The organism is Streptococcus sp. HMSC064H09 (genome assembly GCF_001812625.1).
Lineage (GTDB): Bacteria > Bacillota > Bacilli > Lactobacillales > Streptococcaceae > Streptococcus.
On the sequence record NZ_KV809571.1, the window covers coordinates 1 to 20,935 of the forward strand.

17 protein-coding genes, 1 other RNA gene and 1 pseudogene are annotated in these 20,935 nt (G+C 40.4%); 15 read left to right on the plus strand and 4 right to left on the minus strand.

Translation table 11 applies throughout. The features are described 5' to 3' along the window. Positions 1 to 115: 115 nt before the first annotated feature. Positions 116 to 1,453 (plus strand): aminopeptidase C, encoded by a 1,338-nt coding sequence (gene pepC / locus HMPREF2867_RS03405; protein ID WP_070575836.1) that lies wholly within the window; start codon positions 116 to 118, stop codon positions 1,451 to 1,453. A 106-nt stretch (positions 1,454 to 1,559) separates the two neighbouring features. On the opposite strand, the gene pbp1a is transcribed toward pepC, so the two are convergent. Then, entirely contained in the window at positions 1,560 to 3,851 is a 2,292-nt protein-coding gene (gene pbp1a / locus HMPREF2867_RS03410) for a penicillin-binding protein PBP1A (protein WP_070575838.1), read from the minus strand. Then, positions 3,851 to 4,447 carry a Holliday junction resolvase RecU gene (gene recU / locus HMPREF2867_RS03415; RefSeq protein WP_048673914.1) on the minus strand — a complete coding sequence of 199 codons (597 nt, stop codon included), beginning with the start codon at positions 4,445 to 4,447 and terminating at the stop codon, positions 3,851 to 3,853. The genes pbp1a and recU overlap by 1 nt, the downstream gene beginning before the upstream one ends. Positions 4,448 to 4,523: 76 nt before the next feature. Between recU and HMPREF2867_RS03420 the strand changes: the two genes are divergently transcribed. The 11 genes from HMPREF2867_RS03420 (at position 4,524) to greA (ending at position 17,806) form a co-directional block, all read left to right on the plus strand. After that, positions 4,524 to 5,039, plus strand: coding sequence for an SLOG family protein (locus HMPREF2867_RS03420; RefSeq protein WP_070575841.1), 516 nt, complete (start codon positions 4,524 to 4,526; stop codon positions 5,037 to 5,039). Positions 5,040 to 5,147: 108 nt separating this feature from the next. Continuing rightward, positions 5,148 to 5,480, plus strand: coding sequence for a cell division regulator GpsB (gpsB, locus tag HMPREF2867_RS03425; RefSeq protein ID WP_002889860.1), 333 nt, complete (start codon positions 5,148 to 5,150; stop codon positions 5,478 to 5,480). A 14-nt stretch (positions 5,481 to 5,494) separates the two neighbouring features. Continuing rightward, an RNA gene (gene rnpB, locus HMPREF2867_RS03430) (RNase P RNA component class B) lies at positions 5,495 to 5,862 on the plus strand. A gap of 142 nt (positions 5,863 to 6,004) precedes the next feature. Further along, positions 6,005 to 7,171: a THUMP domain-containing class I SAM-dependent RNA methyltransferase gene (locus tag HMPREF2867_RS03435; protein WP_070575962.1), complete on the plus strand. Its 1,167-nt coding sequence runs from the start codon at positions 6,005 to 6,007 to the stop codon at positions 7,169 to 7,171. 2 nt (positions 7,172 to 7,173) lie between these two features. Next, positions 7,174 to 9,183 (plus strand): cell division site-positioning protein MapZ family protein, encoded by a 2,010-nt coding sequence (locus HMPREF2867_RS03440; protein WP_070575844.1) that lies wholly within the window; start codon positions 7,174 to 7,176, stop codon positions 9,181 to 9,183. Between the two features lie 106 nt (positions 9,184 to 9,289). Next, complete coding sequence (locus HMPREF2867_RS03445; protein WP_070575847.1) at positions 9,290 to 12,385, plus strand: pilus expression-regulating Snf2 family helicase; 3,096 nt, start codon at positions 9,290 to 9,292, stop codon at positions 12,383 to 12,385. Between the two features lie 155 nt (positions 12,386 to 12,540). Beyond that, positions 12,541 to 13,257 carry a divisome accessory protein ZapJ gene (locus tag HMPREF2867_RS03450; protein WP_002886515.1) on the plus strand — a complete coding sequence of 239 codons (717 nt, stop codon included), beginning with the start codon at positions 12,541 to 12,543 and terminating at the stop codon, positions 13,255 to 13,257. A 26-nt stretch (positions 13,258 to 13,283) separates the two neighbouring features. Then, on the plus strand, positions 13,284 to 14,612 hold the full coding sequence (murC, locus tag HMPREF2867_RS03455) for a UDP-N-acetylmuramate--L-alanine ligase (protein ID WP_002883664.1): 1,329 nt from the start codon (positions 13,284 to 13,286) through the stop codon (positions 14,610 to 14,612). A 59-nt stretch (positions 14,613 to 14,671) separates the two neighbouring features. Then, positions 14,672 to 15,166, plus strand: a complete 495-nt coding sequence (locus tag HMPREF2867_RS03460) for a GNAT family N-acetyltransferase (RefSeq protein ID WP_070575850.1) — start codon at positions 14,672 to 14,674, stop codon at positions 15,164 to 15,166. A gap of 96 nt (positions 15,167 to 15,262) precedes the next feature. Beyond that, complete coding sequence (gene mltG / locus HMPREF2867_RS03465) at positions 15,263 to 17,239, plus strand: endolytic transglycosylase MltG (protein ID WP_070575853.1); 1,977 nt, start codon at positions 15,263 to 15,265, stop codon at positions 17,237 to 17,239. Positions 17,240 to 17,323: 84 nt separating this feature from the next. Next, positions 17,324 to 17,806 (plus strand): transcription elongation factor GreA, encoded by a 483-nt coding sequence (gene greA, locus HMPREF2867_RS03470; protein WP_070575855.1) that lies wholly within the window; start codon positions 17,324 to 17,326, stop codon positions 17,804 to 17,806. A 167-nt stretch (positions 17,807 to 17,973) separates the two neighbouring features. Here the strand turns inward: greA and yidC are convergent, their stop codons facing one another. Both yidC and HMPREF2867_RS03480 read right to left on the minus strand, forming a co-directional pair. After that, positions 17,974 to 18,891, minus strand: coding sequence for a membrane protein insertase YidC (gene yidC, locus HMPREF2867_RS03475; RefSeq protein WP_037598962.1), 918 nt, complete (start codon positions 18,889 to 18,891; stop codon positions 17,974 to 17,976). A gap of 86 nt (positions 18,892 to 18,977) precedes the next feature. After that, on the minus strand, positions 18,978 to 19,256 hold the full coding sequence (locus tag HMPREF2867_RS03480) for an acylphosphatase (protein ID WP_070575857.1): 279 nt from the start codon (positions 19,254 to 19,256) through the stop codon (positions 18,978 to 18,980). A 102-nt stretch (positions 19,257 to 19,358) separates the two neighbouring features. Here HMPREF2867_RS03480 and HMPREF2867_RS03485 point away from each other — a divergent pair, with 102 nt between their 5' ends. The 3 genes and pseudogenes from HMPREF2867_RS03485 to HMPREF2867_RS03495 form a co-directional block, all read left to right on the plus strand. After that, positions 19,359 to 20,096, plus strand: coding sequence for a TrmH family RNA methyltransferase (locus HMPREF2867_RS03485; protein ID WP_070575859.1), 738 nt, complete (start codon positions 19,359 to 19,361; stop codon positions 20,094 to 20,096). A gap of 101 nt (positions 20,097 to 20,197) precedes the next feature. Next, positions 20,198 to 20,701, plus strand: a complete 504-nt coding sequence (locus tag HMPREF2867_RS03490) for an HD domain-containing protein (RefSeq protein WP_002883682.1) — start codon at positions 20,198 to 20,200, stop codon at positions 20,699 to 20,701. A gap of 23 nt (positions 20,702 to 20,724) precedes the next feature. Continuing rightward, positions 20,725 to 20,935: pseudogene (locus tag HMPREF2867_RS03495) on the plus strand (BAX inhibitor (BI)-1/YccA family protein); the annotation flags it as partial.

Sequence of the window (20,935 nt, forward strand, 5' to 3'; positions counted from 1 at the left end):
TTTTTCTGTCTAACTTTTGGGGTGCAGTTCAGTTTAAGCTAGGGGTGTTTTTAAATTGAATTTTCAGAAATTAGTGATAAAATAGAGAAGAATAAGGCTTAAAAGGAGGAATCTTATGACTTCACTATCAAGAGATTTCACAGATAAACTATTTGCAGAATATGAGGCCAATGCCAAGTACAGTGCTATTGAGAATGCTGTAACTCATAATGGCTTGCTCAAATCCATCGAAACACGTCAATCAGAAGTTGAAAACGACCATGTTTTCTCAATCGATTTGACTAAAGATGAGGTGTCTAACCAGAAAGCTTCAGGACGTTGCTGGATGTTTGCGGCACTAAATACTTTCCGTCACAAATTGATTTCAGATTTCAAATTGGAAAGTTTCGAGCTTTCTCAAGCCCACACCTTCTTCTGGGACAAGTATGAAAAATCAAACTGGTTCTTGGAACAAATCATTGCTACAGCAGATCAAGAGATTGGCAGTCGTAAGGTTAAATTCCTTTTGGATACCCCTCAACAAGATGGTGGACAATGGGATATGGTCGTATCACTGTTTGAAAAATACGGTGTTGTACCAAAATCGGTTTATCCAGAATCTGTATCTTCAAGCAATAGTCGTGAGCTTAACCAATATCTCAATAAGCTCCTTCGTCAAGATGCTCAAATCTTACGTGACCTAATTGCAGGTGGTGCTGATCAGGCTACCGTTCAAGCTAAGAAGGAAGAGCTTCTTCAAGAAATTTTCAATTATCTTGCTATGACTCTCGGTTTACCACCACGTCAGTTTGATTTTGCCTACCGAGATAAGGATGACAACTATCAATCTGAGAAAAATATCACACCACAAGTATTCTTTGAAAAATATGTGGGTCTCAAACTTAGCGACTATGTGTCAGTTATCAACGCTCCAACAACTGATAAACCTTACGGAAAATCTTATACTGTTGAGATGTTAGGTAATGTTGTAGGTGCACCAAGTGTTCGTTATATCAACCTCCCAATGGACCGTTTCAAAGAGCTTGCTATTGCACAGATGAAGTCTGGAGAAACTGTTTGGTTTGGTTCAGATGTTGGTCAAGTTTCAGACCGTCAAAAAGGTATTCTTGCAACTAATGTTTATGACTTTACAGCTAGCATGGATATTAACTTGACTCAAGACAAGGCAGGACGTTTGGATTACAGTGAATCTCTCATGACTCACGCCATGGTTTTGACTGGGGTTGATTTGGATGCTGATGGCAAACCTGTTAAATGGAAGGTTGAAAACTCTTGGGGAGACAAGGTCGGACAAAAAGGTTACTTTGTCGCTTCTGATGCCTGGATGGATGAATACACTTATCAAATCGTTGTCCGTAAAGACTTCCTTACAGCTGAAGAATTAGCAGCCTATGAAGCAGAGCCACAAGTACTTGCTCCTTGGGACCCAATGGGAGCCCTTGCTTCAAAATAAGACAATAAATGAAACCACTGGGAAATGATTCCAGTGGTTTTTCGTAGTTTCTTTAAAATTTATCAGTAAAAAAAGAGTTATCCAATCGGATAACCCTTCTTATTTCTTATTCTTCTGCTGTAGCAGTGTTTGAATTCGAATGCTCAGAGCCGTTAGAGGCCGATGTCGATGGATTTGTTGAAGCATCAGGCCCATACTGTTGACTATCTTGTGAACTTGATGAGTCACTGCTTTGGCTGGCGTCCGAACTTGATGATGAGCTAGATGTTCCTAGTGATCCTGTGTAAACATTTGATGTTGAAGAACCAGTAAGGAAGACATAGCTACCATTGTTATAAACACCACTAGGCATTTCAAAATCTTCAGAACCAGCACCATACATCTGGTTAAGGTAGCTACTTGTTACACCGTAGATTTGTTTAGCGATATCAAGGTCTGAACCATAAAGTGGTGTTTTACGGTTTTTGTAACCTGTCCAAATCGCCATTGCATACTTAGTATTGTAACCAACGAAAGTTTCATCCGGAACCATAAGGTCAGCATAGACACCACTTTCTTTTTGTACTTTATAGTACTCATCGTCACCGTAGTTAGATGTACCAGTCTTACCAGCATTGATTGTACCAGGAACATAAGCTTCAGTTGCTGTACCACCTGTCAATACTTGTTTCAACATACTTGACATCATGTAGGCTGTTTGTGGTGACATGGCTTCGACACCTTTAGAATCAAATGATTTAGTTGAACCATCTTCAAACTTGATTGATTTAATGTAAGATGGTTTATAGTAAGTACCGCCATTTGCAAAGGCTGCATAAGCTGCGGCCATCTTCTCACTTGATGCACCATACTTAGAATCTGATGATGATGTTGAAGATGAGATGGCATTTGAGTAGTACATTTCTGGATACTCGATACCCAAATCCTTCAAGAAGGATTGAGCATATTCCAAACCAGCAGCTTGGAGTGCTTTAACGGCTGTAACGTTACGTGATTGTTGAAGTGCATAAGTCAATGAAATGCTTCCGTAATACTTACGGTCCCAGTTGTAAACTGGTGTTGAAGAACCTGGGAAATTGTAAGGATTATCGTAAACAGTCGTACCAGTGTTTGTATAAATACCTTTTTCAATAGCAGGAGCATAGTCAGTGATTGGTTTCATTGTAGAACCCCAGTCACGGTCTGTTTGAACAGCTTGGTTGGTACCAAGTGCGATGTTTTCGTCTTGGTGACGTGAACCCAATTGGGCAACGACACGACCATTAGTAACATCAATAATAGTAGAAGCAACTTGGAGACTATCGTTTGGATAGTATACGTAGTCGTTAGTATTATAGACGTTCCAGATATATTTTTGAATATCTGGATTAAGGTTAGTGTAGACGTCGAGACCTGCTGAGTAAATATCAGCGTTGGCATCGGTAGATACCTGTTCAATAACTTGTTTGATGTAGTTATCTAAGTATGGCTCATAGCTAGCTTTCTTCGTAAGTGGAAGAAGGCCATCTGATACATCAGTTGCTTTAGCTTGCTCGTACTCTTCTTTAGAAATATTCTTGTCTTCATACATTTCGTCAAGAACAGTGTTACGACGTTCTTTGGCAGCATCTGGATTAGCATAAGGGTCATATTGTGTTGGTGCTTGTGGAATACCAGCAAGAAGAGCTGCTTGGGCAACAGAGAGGTCGCTCAAGTCCTTACCAAAGTAAGATTTAGCTGCAGTCTTCATACCGTAGTAACCATTACCCATATAAACCTTATTAATATAGAAGGTCAAGATTTCTTGTTTAGTGAATTGACGCTCCATTTGGAGTGACAACCAGATTTCTTGTGACTTACGTTTAAGGGTTTGGTCAGAAGTGTTAGTTGAGAAGTAAGCCAACTTAATCAACTGTTGGTCGAGCGTAGACCCCCCTTGGGTGCTGCTACGACGAAGGTTGTTAACAGCTGCCCCCATGATACGGTAGACGTCAATCCCACGGTGAGTGAAGAAACGTTTATCCTCGATAGAGGTGATGGCATTAACTAGAGTTGTTGGAATTTCATCTGTTGATGCACTCTCACGTTTCTCAGCTCCCAAGTCGGCAACAAGACTACCATTAGCGTCGTAAATCTTACTTGAGTTTGTTGATTGCAGTTTGTTCTCGGTAAGTTTAGGAACACTGCTAACATAGTAGGCAAAGAGGCTACCACCAGCGATGACACAGACTACAAAGAAAGTAAGCAGTCCAATAAATCCGTATTTTGCAATACGCCAGCCCAAACTTTGGTCTGAAGCGGCAGAGCGTTTTCCTTTGCTATAGCGAGAAGAATCTGAACGCTTGACCTTGATGTTTTTAGCACGTTTAGTCAAACCGTTAAGTGATTCTTTAAAGTTGCTGAAATTAAATTTAGCCATTATGTGTTACCACCTAATAATTTTTCAATGATTTCTAAGTAAGGAACTTGAGGATAAGCTGCTTCTGCAATTGCATAGCCTCTTTTTTTGATATAATCAAGAGGCATTGATTTCGTCCCTTTATCAATCTGATAAAAAGCGATTAAGTCTTTGGCAGGCAGAAGGTAGGTTTCCTTAAGCGTCGAGAAGTGAAGTAGCACGAAGCAGATCCCATCTTGACTGATGACCTGAGACATGTGCTCAATTTGATGCGCATGAAAGTTTTTCATAGGCATGGATGTCTTTTGTCGTGTCTCTTTGGCTTCAAAATCAATGTAGTATCCTTTGTAAACGCCGGAGTAGTCGGTAGTAGAAGCTTGTCTAAAGTAAGCTTCTACAATCTTTGCCCGTGAGCGTTTGGGATAATCGACTTTGACAATTTGAACAGGGGTAGGTTTTTTATGAATAACGGCTAAACCACGCGACAAATAGTAATCATTAGTCGCGTTAATAGCAGTTTCAAAGCTCATCCCCCGATTGGCAAAGTCAACTCTATTTGATTTTTTAGGACGTACTTGTGCTATCTTACGAGATACCTGATGGGGATAGTTTACCATTTCTTTCCCTTCTTCTTTATAAGATATGCATAAAGACTATTTTATTATACCATAAAATGAACGAGGAGAACAACAAATGACATCACTACTGGTAACTGGCTATAAGAGCTTTGAACTCGGTATTTTTAAAGACAAGGACCCTAAAGTAACCATTATCAAGAAAGCAATCAAACGTGATTTGATGCGTTTCTTGGATGATGGTGTGGATTGGATGATTTTTACTGGGAACCTCGGTTTTGAATTTTGGGCACTAGAAGTAGCCAAAGAACTTCAAAAAGACTATCCTTTGAAGTTAGCGGCCCTCTTCCCTTTTGAAACGCATGGTCAGAATTGGAATGAAGCGAATCAAACAAAACTAGCAGCCTTTAAGCAGGTTGATTTTGTCAAGTACAGCTTCCCCGCTTACCAATCTCCAGCACAGTTTAAACAATTTAATCAGTTTCTCATTGACAATACAGATCAGGCTTATTTATTTTATGAACCTGAAAATGAAACAAATCTGAAATATTTTTACGGTATGATGTTAGAAGCAAGGGGTTATCCCGTATCTAGACTGACTTTTGATGACCTCAATGAAGTCATGTCGGAATAGGATATAATTGAATTTTAAACTTGCATTTTTATCTTTTTTTCTGTATCATAAAAACATTAGACAGTAAAGTATTAGTAAGTTAGATAAGACAAGTATTGGAGAATAAAAATGGCTAAGATTAATTTAACGCCCAAGAAAATCTACGAACAAGAATTTAAAACAAGCATGCGTGGATACGATAAAAAAGAAGTTGATGAGTTTCTAGACGATGTAATCAAAGATTACGGTGTCTATATTGCTCTAGTTAAGGAATTGCAAGAAGAAAATGCAAAACTGAAGGCTAAGACTTCATCAGCTCCTGCTAGTCGCCCAGCATACGCAAGTGCGACAAGTGAACCATCACGTGCGAATGCCAATGTTGCTTCGGCTTCAAACTATGATATCTTAAAACGTGTCAGTCGTTTGGAGAAAGAGGTCTTTGGAAAACAAATCGTCGAATAAAACTGGTTTGTGCAATTTTTGGATAATCGCATGGTTGCTAGTCTTCCATGAGGAAAGTCCATGCTAGCACTGGCTGTGATGCCAGTAGTGTTTGTGCTAGGTGAATTAATAAGCCTAGGGACTTGATTTTCAAGTTACGGCGAGTGAACTGGCTAAGTCTTCGGATAGGTTTTAGTAGCTCTGAAAGTGCCACAGTGACGGAGTTTTTAGGGAAACCTAAAAAGTGGAACGCGGTAAACCCCTCAAGCTAGCAACCCAAACTTTGGTAGGGGCATGGGATGGCTGGAAACGAACGGACCATCCTGACTGCTTTGCAGTAGACAGATGATTATCGAAGGAAGTGGTACCTAGTCACTTCTGGAACAAAACATGGCTTATAGAAAATTGCATATAGGTGAGGCTGGGACACATGTCTCAGCCTTCTTTTAGCAAGAATTCTCTCTTTTATATTTAAAGAAAAGAGTGGGTAATAAGCTATCGGTTAAGAAAGTTTGTACGCGTAACAATGAGATAAAAGGATGACAATGAAAGAAACATTTACATTAGTAGCAACTGCAGCAGCAGGTCTTGAGGCTGTGGTTGGACGTGAATTGCGTGAGTTAGGTTATGACACGCAGGTTGAAAATGGTAAGGTGCGTTTCCAAGGTGGTGTTCGTGCAATTGCTGAAACCAACCTTTGGTTGAGAGCAGCAGATCGTATCAAGATTGTAGTGGGTGAATTTCCAGCACGTACCTTTGAGGAACTCTTTCAGGGAGTTTTTGCTTTAGACTGGGAAAATTATCTTCCGCTAGGTGCAAAGTTCCCAATTTCTAAGGCTAAATGTGTTAAATCAAAGCTTCATAATGAGCCATCTGTTCAGGCGATTTCAAAAAAAGCTGTCGTTAAGAAATTGCAGAAGTATTTCCACCGTCCAGAAGGAGTGCCTCTCCAAGAAACAGGAACGGAATTTAAGATTGAAGTCTCTATTTTGAAGGATAAGGCTACGGTTTTGATTGATACCACAGGTGCTAGTCTCTTTAAGCGTGGCTACCGTACTGACAAAGGTGGAGCACCGATTAAAGAAAATATGGCGGCTGCTATCCTTGAACTTAGTAATTGGTATCCGGATAAACCATTGATTGACCCGACTTGTGGTTCAGGGACCTTCTGTATTGAGGCTGCAATGATTGGCATGAACATTGCACCAGGATTTAATCGTGATTTTGCCTTTGAAGCATGGAATTGGGTGGATAAGGATTTAGTACAGTCGGTACGTGATGAAGCAGATAGCAAGGCAAACTACGATATTGAATTAGATATTATGGGTTGTGATATTGATGGCCGTATGGTTGAAATTGCAAAAGCCAATGCTCGTGAGGCAGGTCTTGAAGATGTTATTAAATTGAAACAAATGCGTTTACAGGACCTGAAAACAGATAAAATCAATGGTGTCATTATTTCAAACCCTCCTTATGGTGAGCGTTTGTTGGATGACAAGGCTGTGGATATCTTGTATAATGAAATGGGTCAAACTTTTGCGCCACTTAAAACTTGGAGCAAGTTTATCTTGACCAGCGATGAACAATTTGAAAGCAAATACGGTATGAAAGCCGATAAAAAACGTAAGCTTTATAACGGAACCCTCCGTGTTGATTTATATCAATATTTTGGAGAGCGTGTTCGCCGTTCTGAGGCTAGAAAGGTAAATTAAACGTGTCAGAAGATAAAACACAAAATGGCTATGAAGGTAGCCAAGAGCTAGATTTCCAAGATGCCAAGGAAATGACGGTCGGTGAGGCTGTCCGAAAAGAAGCCGAGATTAATGCTGGTGTAACAGAAACAGATAGCATTTTGGATAAGTATATCAAGCAACACCGTGAAGAAGTTGCCTCACAAAAATTTTCAAAGAAAATTGAAGCTGACGGCGACACATCACCTTTGGATGCTTTTATTCAAAAGCAACGTCAGGAGTTTGCGGATTCAGGTTTGATTGGTCAATCAATGGCTAATGAGTCAATCAACTCTACAACAGCTACTGAAGAAGTAACACCGGTCACATTTGGTTTTGGTGCTACAGATAACAAGGCTGATGAGACTCAATCTCATATTGACAAGCAGTTGCCAAATGCCCCTGTTGAACCTGAGGTTATTGCAGAACCAGAAAGTCAAAGTTCTGAAGTTATCATTACGTCAACAAATGCTGATCGTTTCATCACGTCAGAAACAGAAAAATTTGACCTTGGTGATGCACTCGCTGATTCATCTACTTCAACTAATCAGCCAGCCTATAACGATGCATTGATAGATAATATTGATGATAACAATCCTTTGATTGCTAACATTGATGATCCAGAACTACAAAATCCTGCTGTTGCCAATGTTGCCAATATTGACGATACTGAGCCACAAGCTTCAAAACCTTTGTTGGATGATGCTGCTGTTTCAGACACTATTGATTTGGCAGCTATTGCATCAACAGTGGCAGGGGTAACTGGAGCAAAAGCTGATGAAGAAAAGACAACACCAAAAGTGTCTATGGCAGTTAATCGCCCATCTGCAGAAGACAGAATCTCTTCAGAGTCTATTTCACCATCGCATAAGAGTGCCTTTGATGGTGACATTCCAGTTTACCGTCGTAAAGGTGTTGTTATCGGTGCTCTAGCAGTTCTTGCTTTAGCTATTATCGGTGGTAGCTATGCTCTTTATAAAGGAACACATAGCCAATCGGCGAAAACAACAAGCACAGCTTCTTCAGCAGTGACATCATCATCAAGCAAGGATACGTCAGCTGCTGATAATAAGGCCTTTGAAGAAATGTATAAGAATTTCTTCACAGATGACGAGCAAACAAAACTCGCTAATGATCAATTTGGTAAGTTATCAGATTTGGAAAAACTGCTCAAGAAATTGGAGAAAACCAAGTATTATGATGCAGCTAAGAAAAAATATGATAACTTGAAGAAACAAATTGAAGCTGTACAAAAGATTAACAGTCAGTTTGAGTCAGATGCTCTTGTAGATGGTAGCTATAATGCCTCTATCGCTGTTAAATCAGATGCCAACTTTAATAATCTTCCAGAAAGTGTAACAACAACTGGGAACGCGAGTCTCGATAGCACTATTCAAGAAGCTATTAAGGGTGGTAAGACTCAACTTGAAGAAAAAGCTAAGGCTGCGAGTGCAACGTCTGCAGCGACAGCTTCTGAAAGTGTTAATACTGCTAGTCCTGCTGCACCTTCAGGTGATAACGCATCTGGAGCAGCTTCTAATGGCGGTGGTGCGGCCGCATCAAATACTTCTGGAGCGCAAAATGGAGCAGCTAACTCAGCAGGTTCAGCAGGTTCAACTGGTGCGACTGGAGGAACTACTGGTGGCTCAGCTGCAGCTTCAACAGTTGTAACACGCGGAATCACAAATTATAACCCATCAATCCTTCAACGTGACCGCTCACGTGTGCCTTATAATGCAAACGTAGTAGCAGATACAAGTAACCCAGCTTGGACATGGGCTGATGGTGTTCTTGATAAGATCATCAATGACTCACATTCACGTGGTTACTTCTCAGGAGATAACTTCATTCTTGAGCCAGTTAATATCATCAATGGTAATGGTTACTACAACTTGTACCTTCCAGATGGAACTTATCTCTTCAGTATCAACTGTAAGACAGGTTACTATGTTGGTAATGGTTCAGGTCACTCAGATAAACTTGATTACGAATAATAATCTGCGACACTCCTTCGGGAGTGTTTTTTTGTTTTATCTTGGTGAAGGCCTAGTTTATAAGGATTTTGTGCTATAATAGAGGGATAAGATAGGGGTGAATACTATGGCAAAATTGATGCCGGGTAGAGTCCGTAATGAGGGTATTGAACTTTTTGAAAAGGATCTCATTACCATTCATCAGGTCTCAGAAACTCAGTTGGATACAACAGTTGACCAACATCATTTAATTTATGCACTCAACGATTCTGAAATCACGTGTGACTGTGATTATTTCTCTCAAAAAGGCTATTGTCCCCATTTGGCAGCGATTGAGTATTATCTAAAAAACGATAAAGAAGGCCAGCGTCTCTTGGCAGAATTGGAAGAGGAACAAGAGTCCTCTCAGGGCCAAGAGCGAGGTCACTCTTTTGGTGGCTTATTTTTAGAAGGTCTTTCCCTAAATGAGGATGATACTGTTAGATATAGCTTGATGGTGGAAGGAGAGGAATCGACCTTTGGTTCAGAGATTTGGTGGAGTATACGTTTACGTCGCTTACCAGATGAACGTTCTTATGTTATTCGAGATATTCCTGCCTTTCTCAAACTTGTAGAGGCTGAGGGTTATTATCAGATAGGTAAGAACTATTATGAACCCCTATCGCTTATTCAATTTGACCAGGCTTCACAGGCATTTTTAGACTTCTTAGGACGGATGATTCCAGATGAAGCCAAGACTAATTTAGACTTTATTTTACCGAATAATGCACGTCATCTTTGTCTCCCCTACGGTTTTTTTGAGGAAGGTTTGAGACGGATGCAAGATTTGGATGGCTTTAGGTTTGAATGGGAAGGAACCGAATATCACCGACTTTTGGTTGAGGATTTGACTGCTGATGCCCATCTCTTCTCGTTTGATATTTCTGTCGAGCCTAAGATGATTGAATTGACTGTTGCTGAGAAGAATAGTCAGGCCTTTTTTAATAATCGTATTCTCTTTTATCAAGGTGTTTTTTATCGTTTGAATCGAAAACAACAAAAACTTTTGGTTGGTTTACGCTCTCTTCCAATCGGAAGCGATTTGAATAAGCATGTCAGCTTTAATCTCGATGAACAAGCCATCTTGGCTGCTAGTCTTTTTGATTTTAGGACTATGGGACCAGTTAAAGCTCCTAAAGCCTTTAATATCAAGGATTTTACACCGAGATTTCACTTTGACCTGAAAGGTGACAGTGAGGTTATACTTACATTAGCCTTTGATTTTGATGGTTTCCTAGTCCATAATCGACAAGAGTTGAGTCATTTAGGATTTACGAGTAACTATCGTCATGAGCAGGCTGTTTTCCGTTTGATGGCTAAGCATGGATTCACCCCTGATTTTCAGTCATCTAAACGATTAGATAGCAGTCAAGAGCTCTATGATTTCTTTACGAATACTCTACCAGAATTTGAAAATACAGGGACGGTTCTGATTGGGCAGGAGTTGCGTGACTTACGGGTTGAACAGAGTCCACAGGTTCAGGTAGAGCGTCAGGGGAATTTACTAGATATTTCCTTTGATTTTTCAAGTCTTGACGATGAAGATGTGGATCATGCTTTAGTAGCTTTGATGGAAAGTTCGCCCTATTTTATCAATCGTAGTGGTCAGTTGATTGTTTTTGATGAGGCGACGCATCGTATTAGTGAAAGTCTCAAAACTCTAAGAGCTCGATATTCAGGGCAAGGTCACCTAGAACTAAATCAATTGACTGCCTATCAATTAATGGATGTTCTTTCAGAAAGCGATTCTGTTCGTTTTTCAAAAGATTTCCAACTCTTAACGCAACATTTGAGTAAACCAGAGACCTTTGATTTGCCAACTTATAAGGTAGAAGCTGACCTTCGTCCCTACCAGGAAAAGGGTGTTCAGTGGCTATCTATGTTGCATCACTATGGTTTTGGCGGTATCTTGGCCGATGATATGGGGTTGGGGAAAACCTTACAGACCATTGCCTATCTCTCTGCACATTTAGAAGAAGGGCAACGAGTCTTGGTTTTGTCACCATCAAGCCTGATTTACAATTGGCAGGATGAGTTTAAAAAGTTCGCTCCTCAGTTAGATGTAGCGGTTTCTTATGGACTCAAGCCAAGACGTGATGACATCATTGCTGAAGACCACCAGATTATTATTACAAGCTACGCTTCCTTCCGTCAGGATTTTGATGCCTACAAGGCTGGTAAATATGACTATCTCATTCTCGATGAGGCTCAGGTCATGAAGAATACACAGACAAAGATTGCCCAATATCTACGTGATTTTTCTGTTCCACATTGCTTAGCACTATCTGGAACGCCTATTGAAAATCATTTGTTGGAGATTTGGTCTATTTTCCAAATTATTCTACCAGGACTTTTACCGGCTAAGAAAACTTTTCTTAAGTTAACACCAAAGGAAGTGGCTAGGTATATTTCTCCCTTTATTCTAAGACGTAGGAAAGAAGAGGTCCTTCCTGATTTACCAGATTTGATTGAAATCACTCACCAAAGTGAATTGTCAGATGCTCAAAAAGCTATCTATTTAGCGCAATTGCAACAGATGCAGCAAGGTTTAATTTCTGCAAGTGATCAGGAAATTAACCGTCGTAAGGTGGAAATTTTGTCAGGAATTACCCGCTTACGACAAATCTGTGATACCCCAGCTCTTTTTATGGACTATGCTGGAGATAGCGGAAAATTAGATAGCCTAAGAGAGTTGCTTAGTCAAATTAAGGATTCAGACCACCGTGTTCTTATCTTTTCACAATTTCGTGGGATGTTAGATATTACAGAGGGGCTCTTACAAGAACTAGGTATTTCCTCTTATAAGCTAACAGGGTCAACGCCATCTGATAGTCGTCAAGAGATGACTAGAGCCTTCAATCAAGGAAGTCGAGATGCCTTTTTGATTTCTCTAAAAGCAGGAGGAGTGGGACTGAATCTAACTGGTGCTGATACGGTTATTCTGATTGACCTTTGGTGGAATCCAGCGGTAGAAATGCAGGCTATTAGTCGTGCGCATCGTATAGGTCAGGAACAAAATGTCGAAGTTTACCGTTTGATTACAAGAGGGACTATTGAAGAGAAAATTCTTGAGCTTCAAGAAGGCAAGAAGAACCTTGTGACAACTGTCTTGGATGGCAATGAAAGCCGTGCCAGCATGACTGTTGAGGACATTAAAGAAATTCTTGGTATTGCAATATCTTAATTTGTTATATTTGATATTGAAATACTAAGAGGTAAAAATGCTACTAGGCAAATCTTTTGAATTAGGCTATAATAGAATATTGCAAGACGTATCTTCCCATTCCCGATTGTTTATATTAAGATACGCATCATCTCGAAAACGAAAGGAAGTCTTTTATGCATCGCCAAAGACGACAATTTCCGCTGATTCCAGACGGGGAATCTTGCTTGCAAGAACCGGTCTCTATGCGCCTATATGAAAATGAAGATTTAATCACAAATATCCGTGGCCCTTACCAAGATAAGGACTACAATGATTTGTTGCCGAACTATGATTTCTTGTCAGCTAAGCCTAGCAATCGTAAGCAGGCTTCAAAACGAGTGGAGACTCAAGAAGCTGGCATGACTTATGCAGAGGAAGCCCGTGAAAAGGCTAAGCGTGATGTCCGTGAGAAACGCCAAAAATTCCTCCGCCAAGAAGTTCAACAAACCAAACATACTAATAGCCGTCAACTAACTGCTAAGCCTAAGGTAGAAGCTAAGCCAAGCTTTGAGGCTACTGTTGAGCCAGCTGCTGTAACAACGGATAAAGGGCCAGTGACAGCATCTATCTTGGGAGCTCCTGTAAGTGCTATCAAGCGAACTTTAGCACCTAACGGGAAACACTCAAAAATCCATCACTTGGCAAATCGTCTGCAACAGGATTCTTACATCTTGGCAGAAGTGGCTCCAACCTATCAACAGCCTAGTAACCCATCTCGTAAGAACGTCAAGAAAAATAGCTATGACTTCTTGAAACGTAGCCAGGTTTATAATTACCCAGAACGTCAAACTTACCGTGAACACCGAGTTGCTCAAGAATTAAATTTGACGCATTTAGAAGACGCAAACTAATCACAGTGCGATTGTAAGGAGAAACTATGTCAAAAACTTATCATTTTATTGGAATTAAAGGATCTGGTATGTCAGCTTTGGCTTTGATGCTCCACCAAATGGGACACAAGGTTCAAGGTTCAGATGTGGAAAAATATTACTTCACACAACGTGGTCTTGAGCAAGCAGGTATTCCTATCCTTCCTTTTGATGAAAAAAACATCACAGAAGATGTTGAATTGATTGCTGGGAATGCCTTTCGTGAAGACAACAACGTTGAAGTTGCTTATGCGATTAAAAATGGCTACAGCTTTAAGCGTTATCACGAGTTCTTGGGTCACTTCATGGATCAATTCACTAGCTTTGGTGTGGCAGGTGCACATGGGAAGACTTCTACAACAGGTCTCTTGTCACATGTTATGAAAAATATCACAGACACGTCATACCTTATCGGTGACGGAACTGGTCGAGGTTCTGCTAATGCACAATACTTTGTCTTTGAGTCTGATGAATATGAACGTCATTTCATGCCATACCACCCAGCATACTCAATCATCACTAACATTGACTTTGACCATCCTGATTACTTTACAAGTATCGATGATGTGTTCTCTGCCTTTGATGATTATGCTAAGCAAGTGCAAAAAGGACTCTTTGTTTACGGTGAGGATCCACACCTTCGTAAGATTACAGCCAATGCGCCAATCTATTACTACGGTTTCGAAGAAAATGATGACTTTATGGCAACAGACATTGTTCGTACAACGACAGGGTCTAATTTCAAGGTAAAACACGATGGACAAATTCTTGGAGAATTCCATGTGCCAGCCTATGGTCGTCACAATATCTTGAATGCAACTGCGGTTATTGGGAACCTCTATGTAGCTGGTTTCGACATGGACTTGGTTGCAGAACACCTTAAAACTTTCTCAGGTGTTAAACGTCGTTTCACAGAGAAAATTATCAGTGGTACTGTTGTCATCGATGACTTTGCTCACCATCCAACTGAAATTATTGCAACGCTTGATGCAGCACGCCAAAAGTACCCATCTAAAGAGATTGTTGCTATTTTCCAACCACATACCTTCACACGTACCATTGCCCTTCTTGATGAATTTGCTGAAGCTTTGAACGAAGCAGATGCTGTTTATTTGGCGCAAATTTATGGTTCAGCGCGTGAAGTTGACCATGGTGATGTTAAGGTTGAAGATCTTGCTGCTAAGATCAATAAACCGGCCAAAGTGGTTACAGTTGAAAACGTCTCACCTCTCCTTGACCATGACAATGCTGTTTATGTCTTTATGGGAGCTGGGGACATCCAACTTTACGAACGCTCGTTTGAAGAGCTCTTAGCAAGCTTGCAAACACACATGTAATATATTAAGGGCTGTAGCGATTTCGCTCAGCTCTTTCTCTTAATAGAAAGGAATTTAATATGCTTATTCGACATGCCCGAGAGGATGATTGGGCTGATGTTGTCCGTATCGAACAAGATAATTTTTCACCCGAAGAGGCTGCAACTCCAGAGGCTATTGCGGAGTGTTTAAAGACGATTTGTGATACCTTTCTAATTGCTGAAATTGATGGCGTTGTAGCTGGCTACATTGAAGGGCCTGTGATTGCGGAACGTTATCTTACAGATGACTTGTTCCATAAGGTGGTTCCTAATGCTAGTCAAGGAGGCTTTATTGCAGTTACTAGTTTGTCTATCTCCAAAGATTTTAAAGGGCAAGGGATTGGGACAGCCTTGATTGCAGCGCTTAAGGATCTGGCTATCGCCCAAAAACGCCAAGGTATTAGTTTGACTTGCCATGATTACCTGATTGCCTATTATGAGATGAATGGTTTCACTGATGAAGGAGAATCAGAATCAAATCATGGCGGTAGCACTTGGTATAATATGGTTTGGGAGAATCCAGAAACCCATTGAATTCAGTGTTACGTTACTGTGACAAAGGACCAATTGATTTGCATTAACTGACTTTTTAAGATATAATGGCGTTTGTTACTATAGAGGAGGTATGCCTTGACGGACAAGTTTAATGAACACTCGGAATCTGCTGAAGATAGCCTAAGCTTTAAAGATCAGATTCTTCGAGATTTACAAGAAGCAACACGGCTCCGTTCTCTTCGCGAGGAGGAGCATAATAAAAGTGCAACTATGCCCGAGACACCACGTTCAACGTCAGCTGAGAGCGCTACAACACATAGTACCTCAGCGTCCAATAAAGTAAGTAACCAAGATTTTAGTTCACATTCTGTTTCTCATAGTGCTTTGGCTAAATCTATGACTTCTGAGACGGCTCAAGATTCTCAACAAGATAGTGTTGGCTTGTTTTCTGTTTCCCAAGCTGAGTCTTTAGTGTCTGATGCTCATTCAAATGAAGCGTCTATTTCTAAAGAACCTATCGAGGAGGAGAAAAAGGTAAATATACCTCAGGAGACTGAAACGTCGAAACGCCGTTTTAAACGTCCAGTTTGGGAAACTAGCCTTAACGAAGCATCTGAAGAGGAGTATATTCCTGCAGATGTTGCCAAGGAGCTCATTGAAGCTAAGTCTAACGAAGCTATTTATACAGACCCTAAAGAATTGGAGGCCAAATTGACCTCAGAACGTCAAAAAGAAGCATTCTTGCAGGAACATCATGCAACAAGTGACCAAGCGTCGCAAGAAAAGGTTCAATCAGAGATAGTGGCTGATGGTAATGAGGATGATGAGAGTATTTCTCTAGAACCCTCTGGAAAACCTAAGAAAAAGAAAGGTAAGAAAGTGAAGAAGAAAAAGTCTTCGCCAAAAGATGTTAAACAGGCTGACATTGTCGACGAAGAGCCGATTTCACGTTCTAACCGAAATCACAAACGCAATAAAAATAACCGTCGTGCTGGTAAAATTGCAAGAAATATTATTATCTTCTTGCTACTTATCTTGTCAGTAGCTGCATTCTTTGGTTATCGTTATGTTAGTGATGCTGTTGGCGCAAAAGATGTTAATTCAACTAAGTTTGTTAGTGTTGAAATTCCTGAAAATTCAGGTAGCAGTTATATTGGTCAACTATTGGAATCAGCTGGTGTCATTAAGTCTGGTAAGGTCTTTAATTACTATACCAAGTTTAAAAACATCTCAAATCTGAAAAGTGGTTATTACAACCTTCAGGCTAGCATGACTATGGATGAAATTATTGAGGCACTTCAGAAAAAAGGAAGTGATAAACCTCAGGAGCCATCTCTTGGTACGGTCTTGGTCAAAGAAGGATACACCATTGATCAAATTGCTAAGGCAGTTGAAGTTAATTCCTCAGCGAAAAAAGGCAAAAAAACATCAACTGGACTTAAGGCAAAAGATTTCTTGAAGCTGATGAAGGATGATGCTTTCATTACTAAGATGAAAGCGAAGTACCCAACCTTGTTGGCCAACCTTCCGAATTCTACGGATGCTAAGTATGTCCTAGAGGGGTATCTGTTCCCAGCGACTTATAACATTCATGACGATACGACGGTGGAATCTTTGGCAGAGGAAATGTTGTCAACGATGGACACCTACTTATCACCTTACTATGCGACGATTTCATCTAGCGGGCACAATGTTAATGAAATTTTGACCCTAGCTTCTCTTGTGGAAAAAGAAGGAGCTACAGATGACGATCGTAAAAATATTGCGAGCGTCTTCTATAATCGTCTTAACTCAGACATGGCTCTACAAAGTAATATTGCAGTTCTTTATGCTCTTGGAAAACTTGGTCAGGAAACGACCTTGAAAGAAGATGCAACTATTGACACAAACATTGACTCCCCTTATAATGATTATGTTCATAAGGGGTTGATGCCAGGTCCTGTGGACAGTCCTAGTCTGTCTGCAATTGAAGCGGTTATCAATCCATCATCTACCAAGTACATGTACTTTGTTGCAGATGTAACTACTGGTAATGTTTATTTTGCTGAAAGCTATGAAGAGCATCAGCATAACGTTGAAACTTACATTAATAGCAAACTAAAAGATAAATAGTCTGATTGGCTCATTAAAATCAAGCAAACAAAGAGTGATTTTGAAAATAAAGCCAAGGGCTCAAAAAATAGGAAAGAGAAAAAAATGGCAGAAAAAACATATGTAATGACACAAGCGGAGAAAGAACAACTTGAAGCGGAATTGGAGGAGTACAAACTCGTCCGTCGTTCAGAAGTTGTAGAACGTATTAAGATTGCACGTTCTTATGGTGACCTTTCAGAAAACTCTGAGTATGAAGCAGCCAAAGACGAGCAAGCCTTTGTTGAAGGACAAATTCAAATTCTTGAAACAAAAATTCGTTATGCAGAAATCGTTGATAGTGATGCTGTTGCTAATGACGAAGTTGCAATTGGTAAAACTGTTGTTGTTCAAGAAGTTGGTACAAACGACAAAGATACTTATCATATCGTTGGTGCAGCCGGTGCTGATATCTTCTCAGGTAAGATTTCAAATGAAAGTCCGATTGCTCAAGCCTTGATTGGTAAGAAAGTTGGCGACAAAGTCGCTATCGAATCACCAGCAGGTAGCTACTCTGTGGAAATCCTTAGTGTAGAAAAAACAGCCTAGGTGACTGTTGGAATTAAGGTGTTCAATATTTGAAACTAGTGGGAGTGAGACAAAACAGTCGTTCTGTCGCACTCCTTTTTTGGTTGTTGGCGCTATTAGGAATTAGGTTAGTCTGAATTAGTCTATAAGAAAAGCACTTTTGGAAAATTCCAAGAGTGCTTTGTAGCTTATTTACGATTTTGCTTACCGGCGTTACGGTTTTTCTTTGGTTTGCTCGCAATTGCTTGAGTATTTTTTGGTGTCACATCTTTACGCTTGCTTGGTGTTGTACGAGGTGCTTTTGGAGGGTTCTTTTTGAACTCTTCAGCAACTTTTTCTTTCAAGCGAGGTTTAATGATGTAGTTGGTAATCAACTGTTGGATAATAGAGAAGATACCACCAACGAACCAGTAGAGGATTACGGCTGCAGGTGAGCTAATACCAAAGAAGATCATCATGATTGGCATACTGTACATCGTCGCTGCCATTTGTTTACGTTGTTCTTCAGGAACTTGTTGAATAGACAACCAAGATTGGAAGTAGTAAAGCGCTGCGATGATGATAATCAATGGGAAGTCACGGTGACCAAGGTTAAACCAGAGGAAGTTATCCTTGAGTACACCAGGAGTGTAACGTGCTGCATAGTAGAGTGCTGAGAAGAATGGGAACTGAATCAATAGAGGAAGACAGCCGACACCGCCCATCAAGCTTAGACCGTTTTCACGCTGAGCTTGCATGAGTTCAGACTGGGCAGCCATCTTTTCTTCTTGAGTTTCAGCGTTGCGCAAACGTTCGTTAATTGGTTCTAAGATAGGCGCAAGGTATTCACGTTTTGCTGCTTGGTAGGCTGCGCTACGAGATTGGTGAAGACCAAGTGGCAAGATAATCAAACGAACAATGATGGTTACGAAGATAATGCCAAGACCAAATCCCAGATTTAAATTATGTGCGAAGTAGGTGATGACGTGGCTCATAGGGCGACCAAGTAGGTTCCAAACCCAACCAGTAGGATTACCAGACTTATCAAGGCTCACACATCCTGATAGGAAGAGAAGCATGCTGGCAGCAAGTCCCATCAGGGCTAGACGTTTTTGATTTTTATTCACAATATCATTCCTTTTGTTTTTTAGTTATACTTGTCTATTTTACCTTTTTTTAAGGAAGAGAACAAGTTAAAAACGGAGCTCCGGCCTTAATTAGCCATGCGAAAATCGCTGTAATTAGGGAAGTTAGCCATGGTCACATCGACATAGGTTACTTTAGACCATTTTGAAGGCCCCTTTCGAACTTCTTGAATAAATTTAGCTAACTTAGAAGGGTTATCTGACTGAGCTAGAATTTCAACAGTACCGTCGTCATTATTCCAAACCCGACCGCATATATCTCCAATATCTAGTGCTAGAGCATAGGTTGAATAACGAAAACCAACACCTTGGACTTTTCCTGAGACTAATAATCGTACTTTTTGCATGGTCCATGACCTCCTTTTGAAAGCTCTTTCTTTTAGTATAATCCTTGCTATAAAGTCGGTCAAGTCCAAGATTTATCAGGGGATTTCTGCTATAATGAGTGTATGGAAATCATTCAATCAAAGCAAAATGCTAGCATTAAGTCTGCTAGAAAATTATTGCAGCGTAAGCACCGTAAAACTAGCTATCTTTTAGAAGGATGGCATCTTTTTGAGGAAGCAAAGGCAAGCGGTGCCGAGATTCTTCAAGTTTTCGTACTTGAGGAAATGGCTGATCGTGTGGCTAATATGTCTAAGGTTAAGTTGGTTAGTCCAGAGGTGCTTAAGGAACTCTGTGAAACTCAGACACCTCAAGGGATTGTGGTAGAAGTTGCTAAACAATCTCAAGTCTTGCCAAAGTCTCTCTCAGGGAAGTATCTTCTCTTGGAGGATGTTCAGGACCCTGGTAATGTAGGAACAATGATTCGAACAGCAGATGCCGCAGGTTATGACGGAGTCTTTTTGTCGGATAAATCAGCTGATATTTATAATCAGAAGACCTTGCGTTCTATGCAGGGAAGTCATTTCCACCTTCCAATCTATCGTGGACCAATTCTTGACATGGTTGAGGCTTGCAGAAAACAAGGTATACCCGTCTTAGCAACGACTCTTTCCGATGTTTCCGTTGACTATAAAGCAGTTAAGACAGATGGCAATTTTGCCCTAGTGATGGGAAATGAGGGTCAGGGAATTAGTCAGGACATGGCTGAGTCTGCTGATCAACTCGTACATATTAGCATGCCAGGTCAGGCGGAGAGTCTGAATGTTGCTGTTGCAGCAGGAATTCTCATGTTTAGTCTCTAGGTCTCAAGGATGATTTTAGGAGAAAACAACTGACTTTTAAAGTAATTTTAAGTACTAGTGGTATAATGAAGAAGCATTAGAAACATTAATGAGGTATTATTATGAAACGACCAGAAGATGATAAAGAATTCATGGAAGTTGTGGGACATTTGATTTCTCATCCACGTTTTCAAAAATTGGATGGGATTGTACAACACCATCATTCGACACGTTTAGAACACTCGGTTAATGTTAGTTACACCAGCTATAAAATTGCTAAAAAATTTGGCTGGGATGCCAAGAGCACAGCTCGAGGTGGTCTCTTACATGACTTTTTCTATTATGATTGGCGAGTGACTAAATTTAACAAGAGTCATGCTTGGGTACACCCACGTATTGCTGTTCGTAATGCCAGAAAGCTTGTTAATCTGAACAAAAAAGAAGAGGATATTATCCTCAAGCATATGTGGGGAGCAACGATTGCGCCGCCGAAGTATAAGGAATCTTATATTGTTACTATGGTGGATAAGTATTGGGCGGTTAAAGAAGCAGCGACACCCTTACGAAACCGAATAAAAAATCGTAAGTTTTTCCGTCGCAAGACTCTACAAAGCCACCACCAATAATTCATTATTTTTAGGAGATAACTATGGAATCAAATGCAATTTATACGACTAGTGATGCGGGCTTGAACCGCTTTTTCGGAAAGATTTATGGTCTTGTCGGTATGGGAGTGGGGCTTTCAGCAGTCATCTCTTATCTGATGCTCTTTCCTCTTTCGCATCTTTTTGTCAATATTCTCATGAATTATTCTTGGGTTTACATGGCGGCACTCTTTTTAGAGTTTGGTTTGGTCTTTT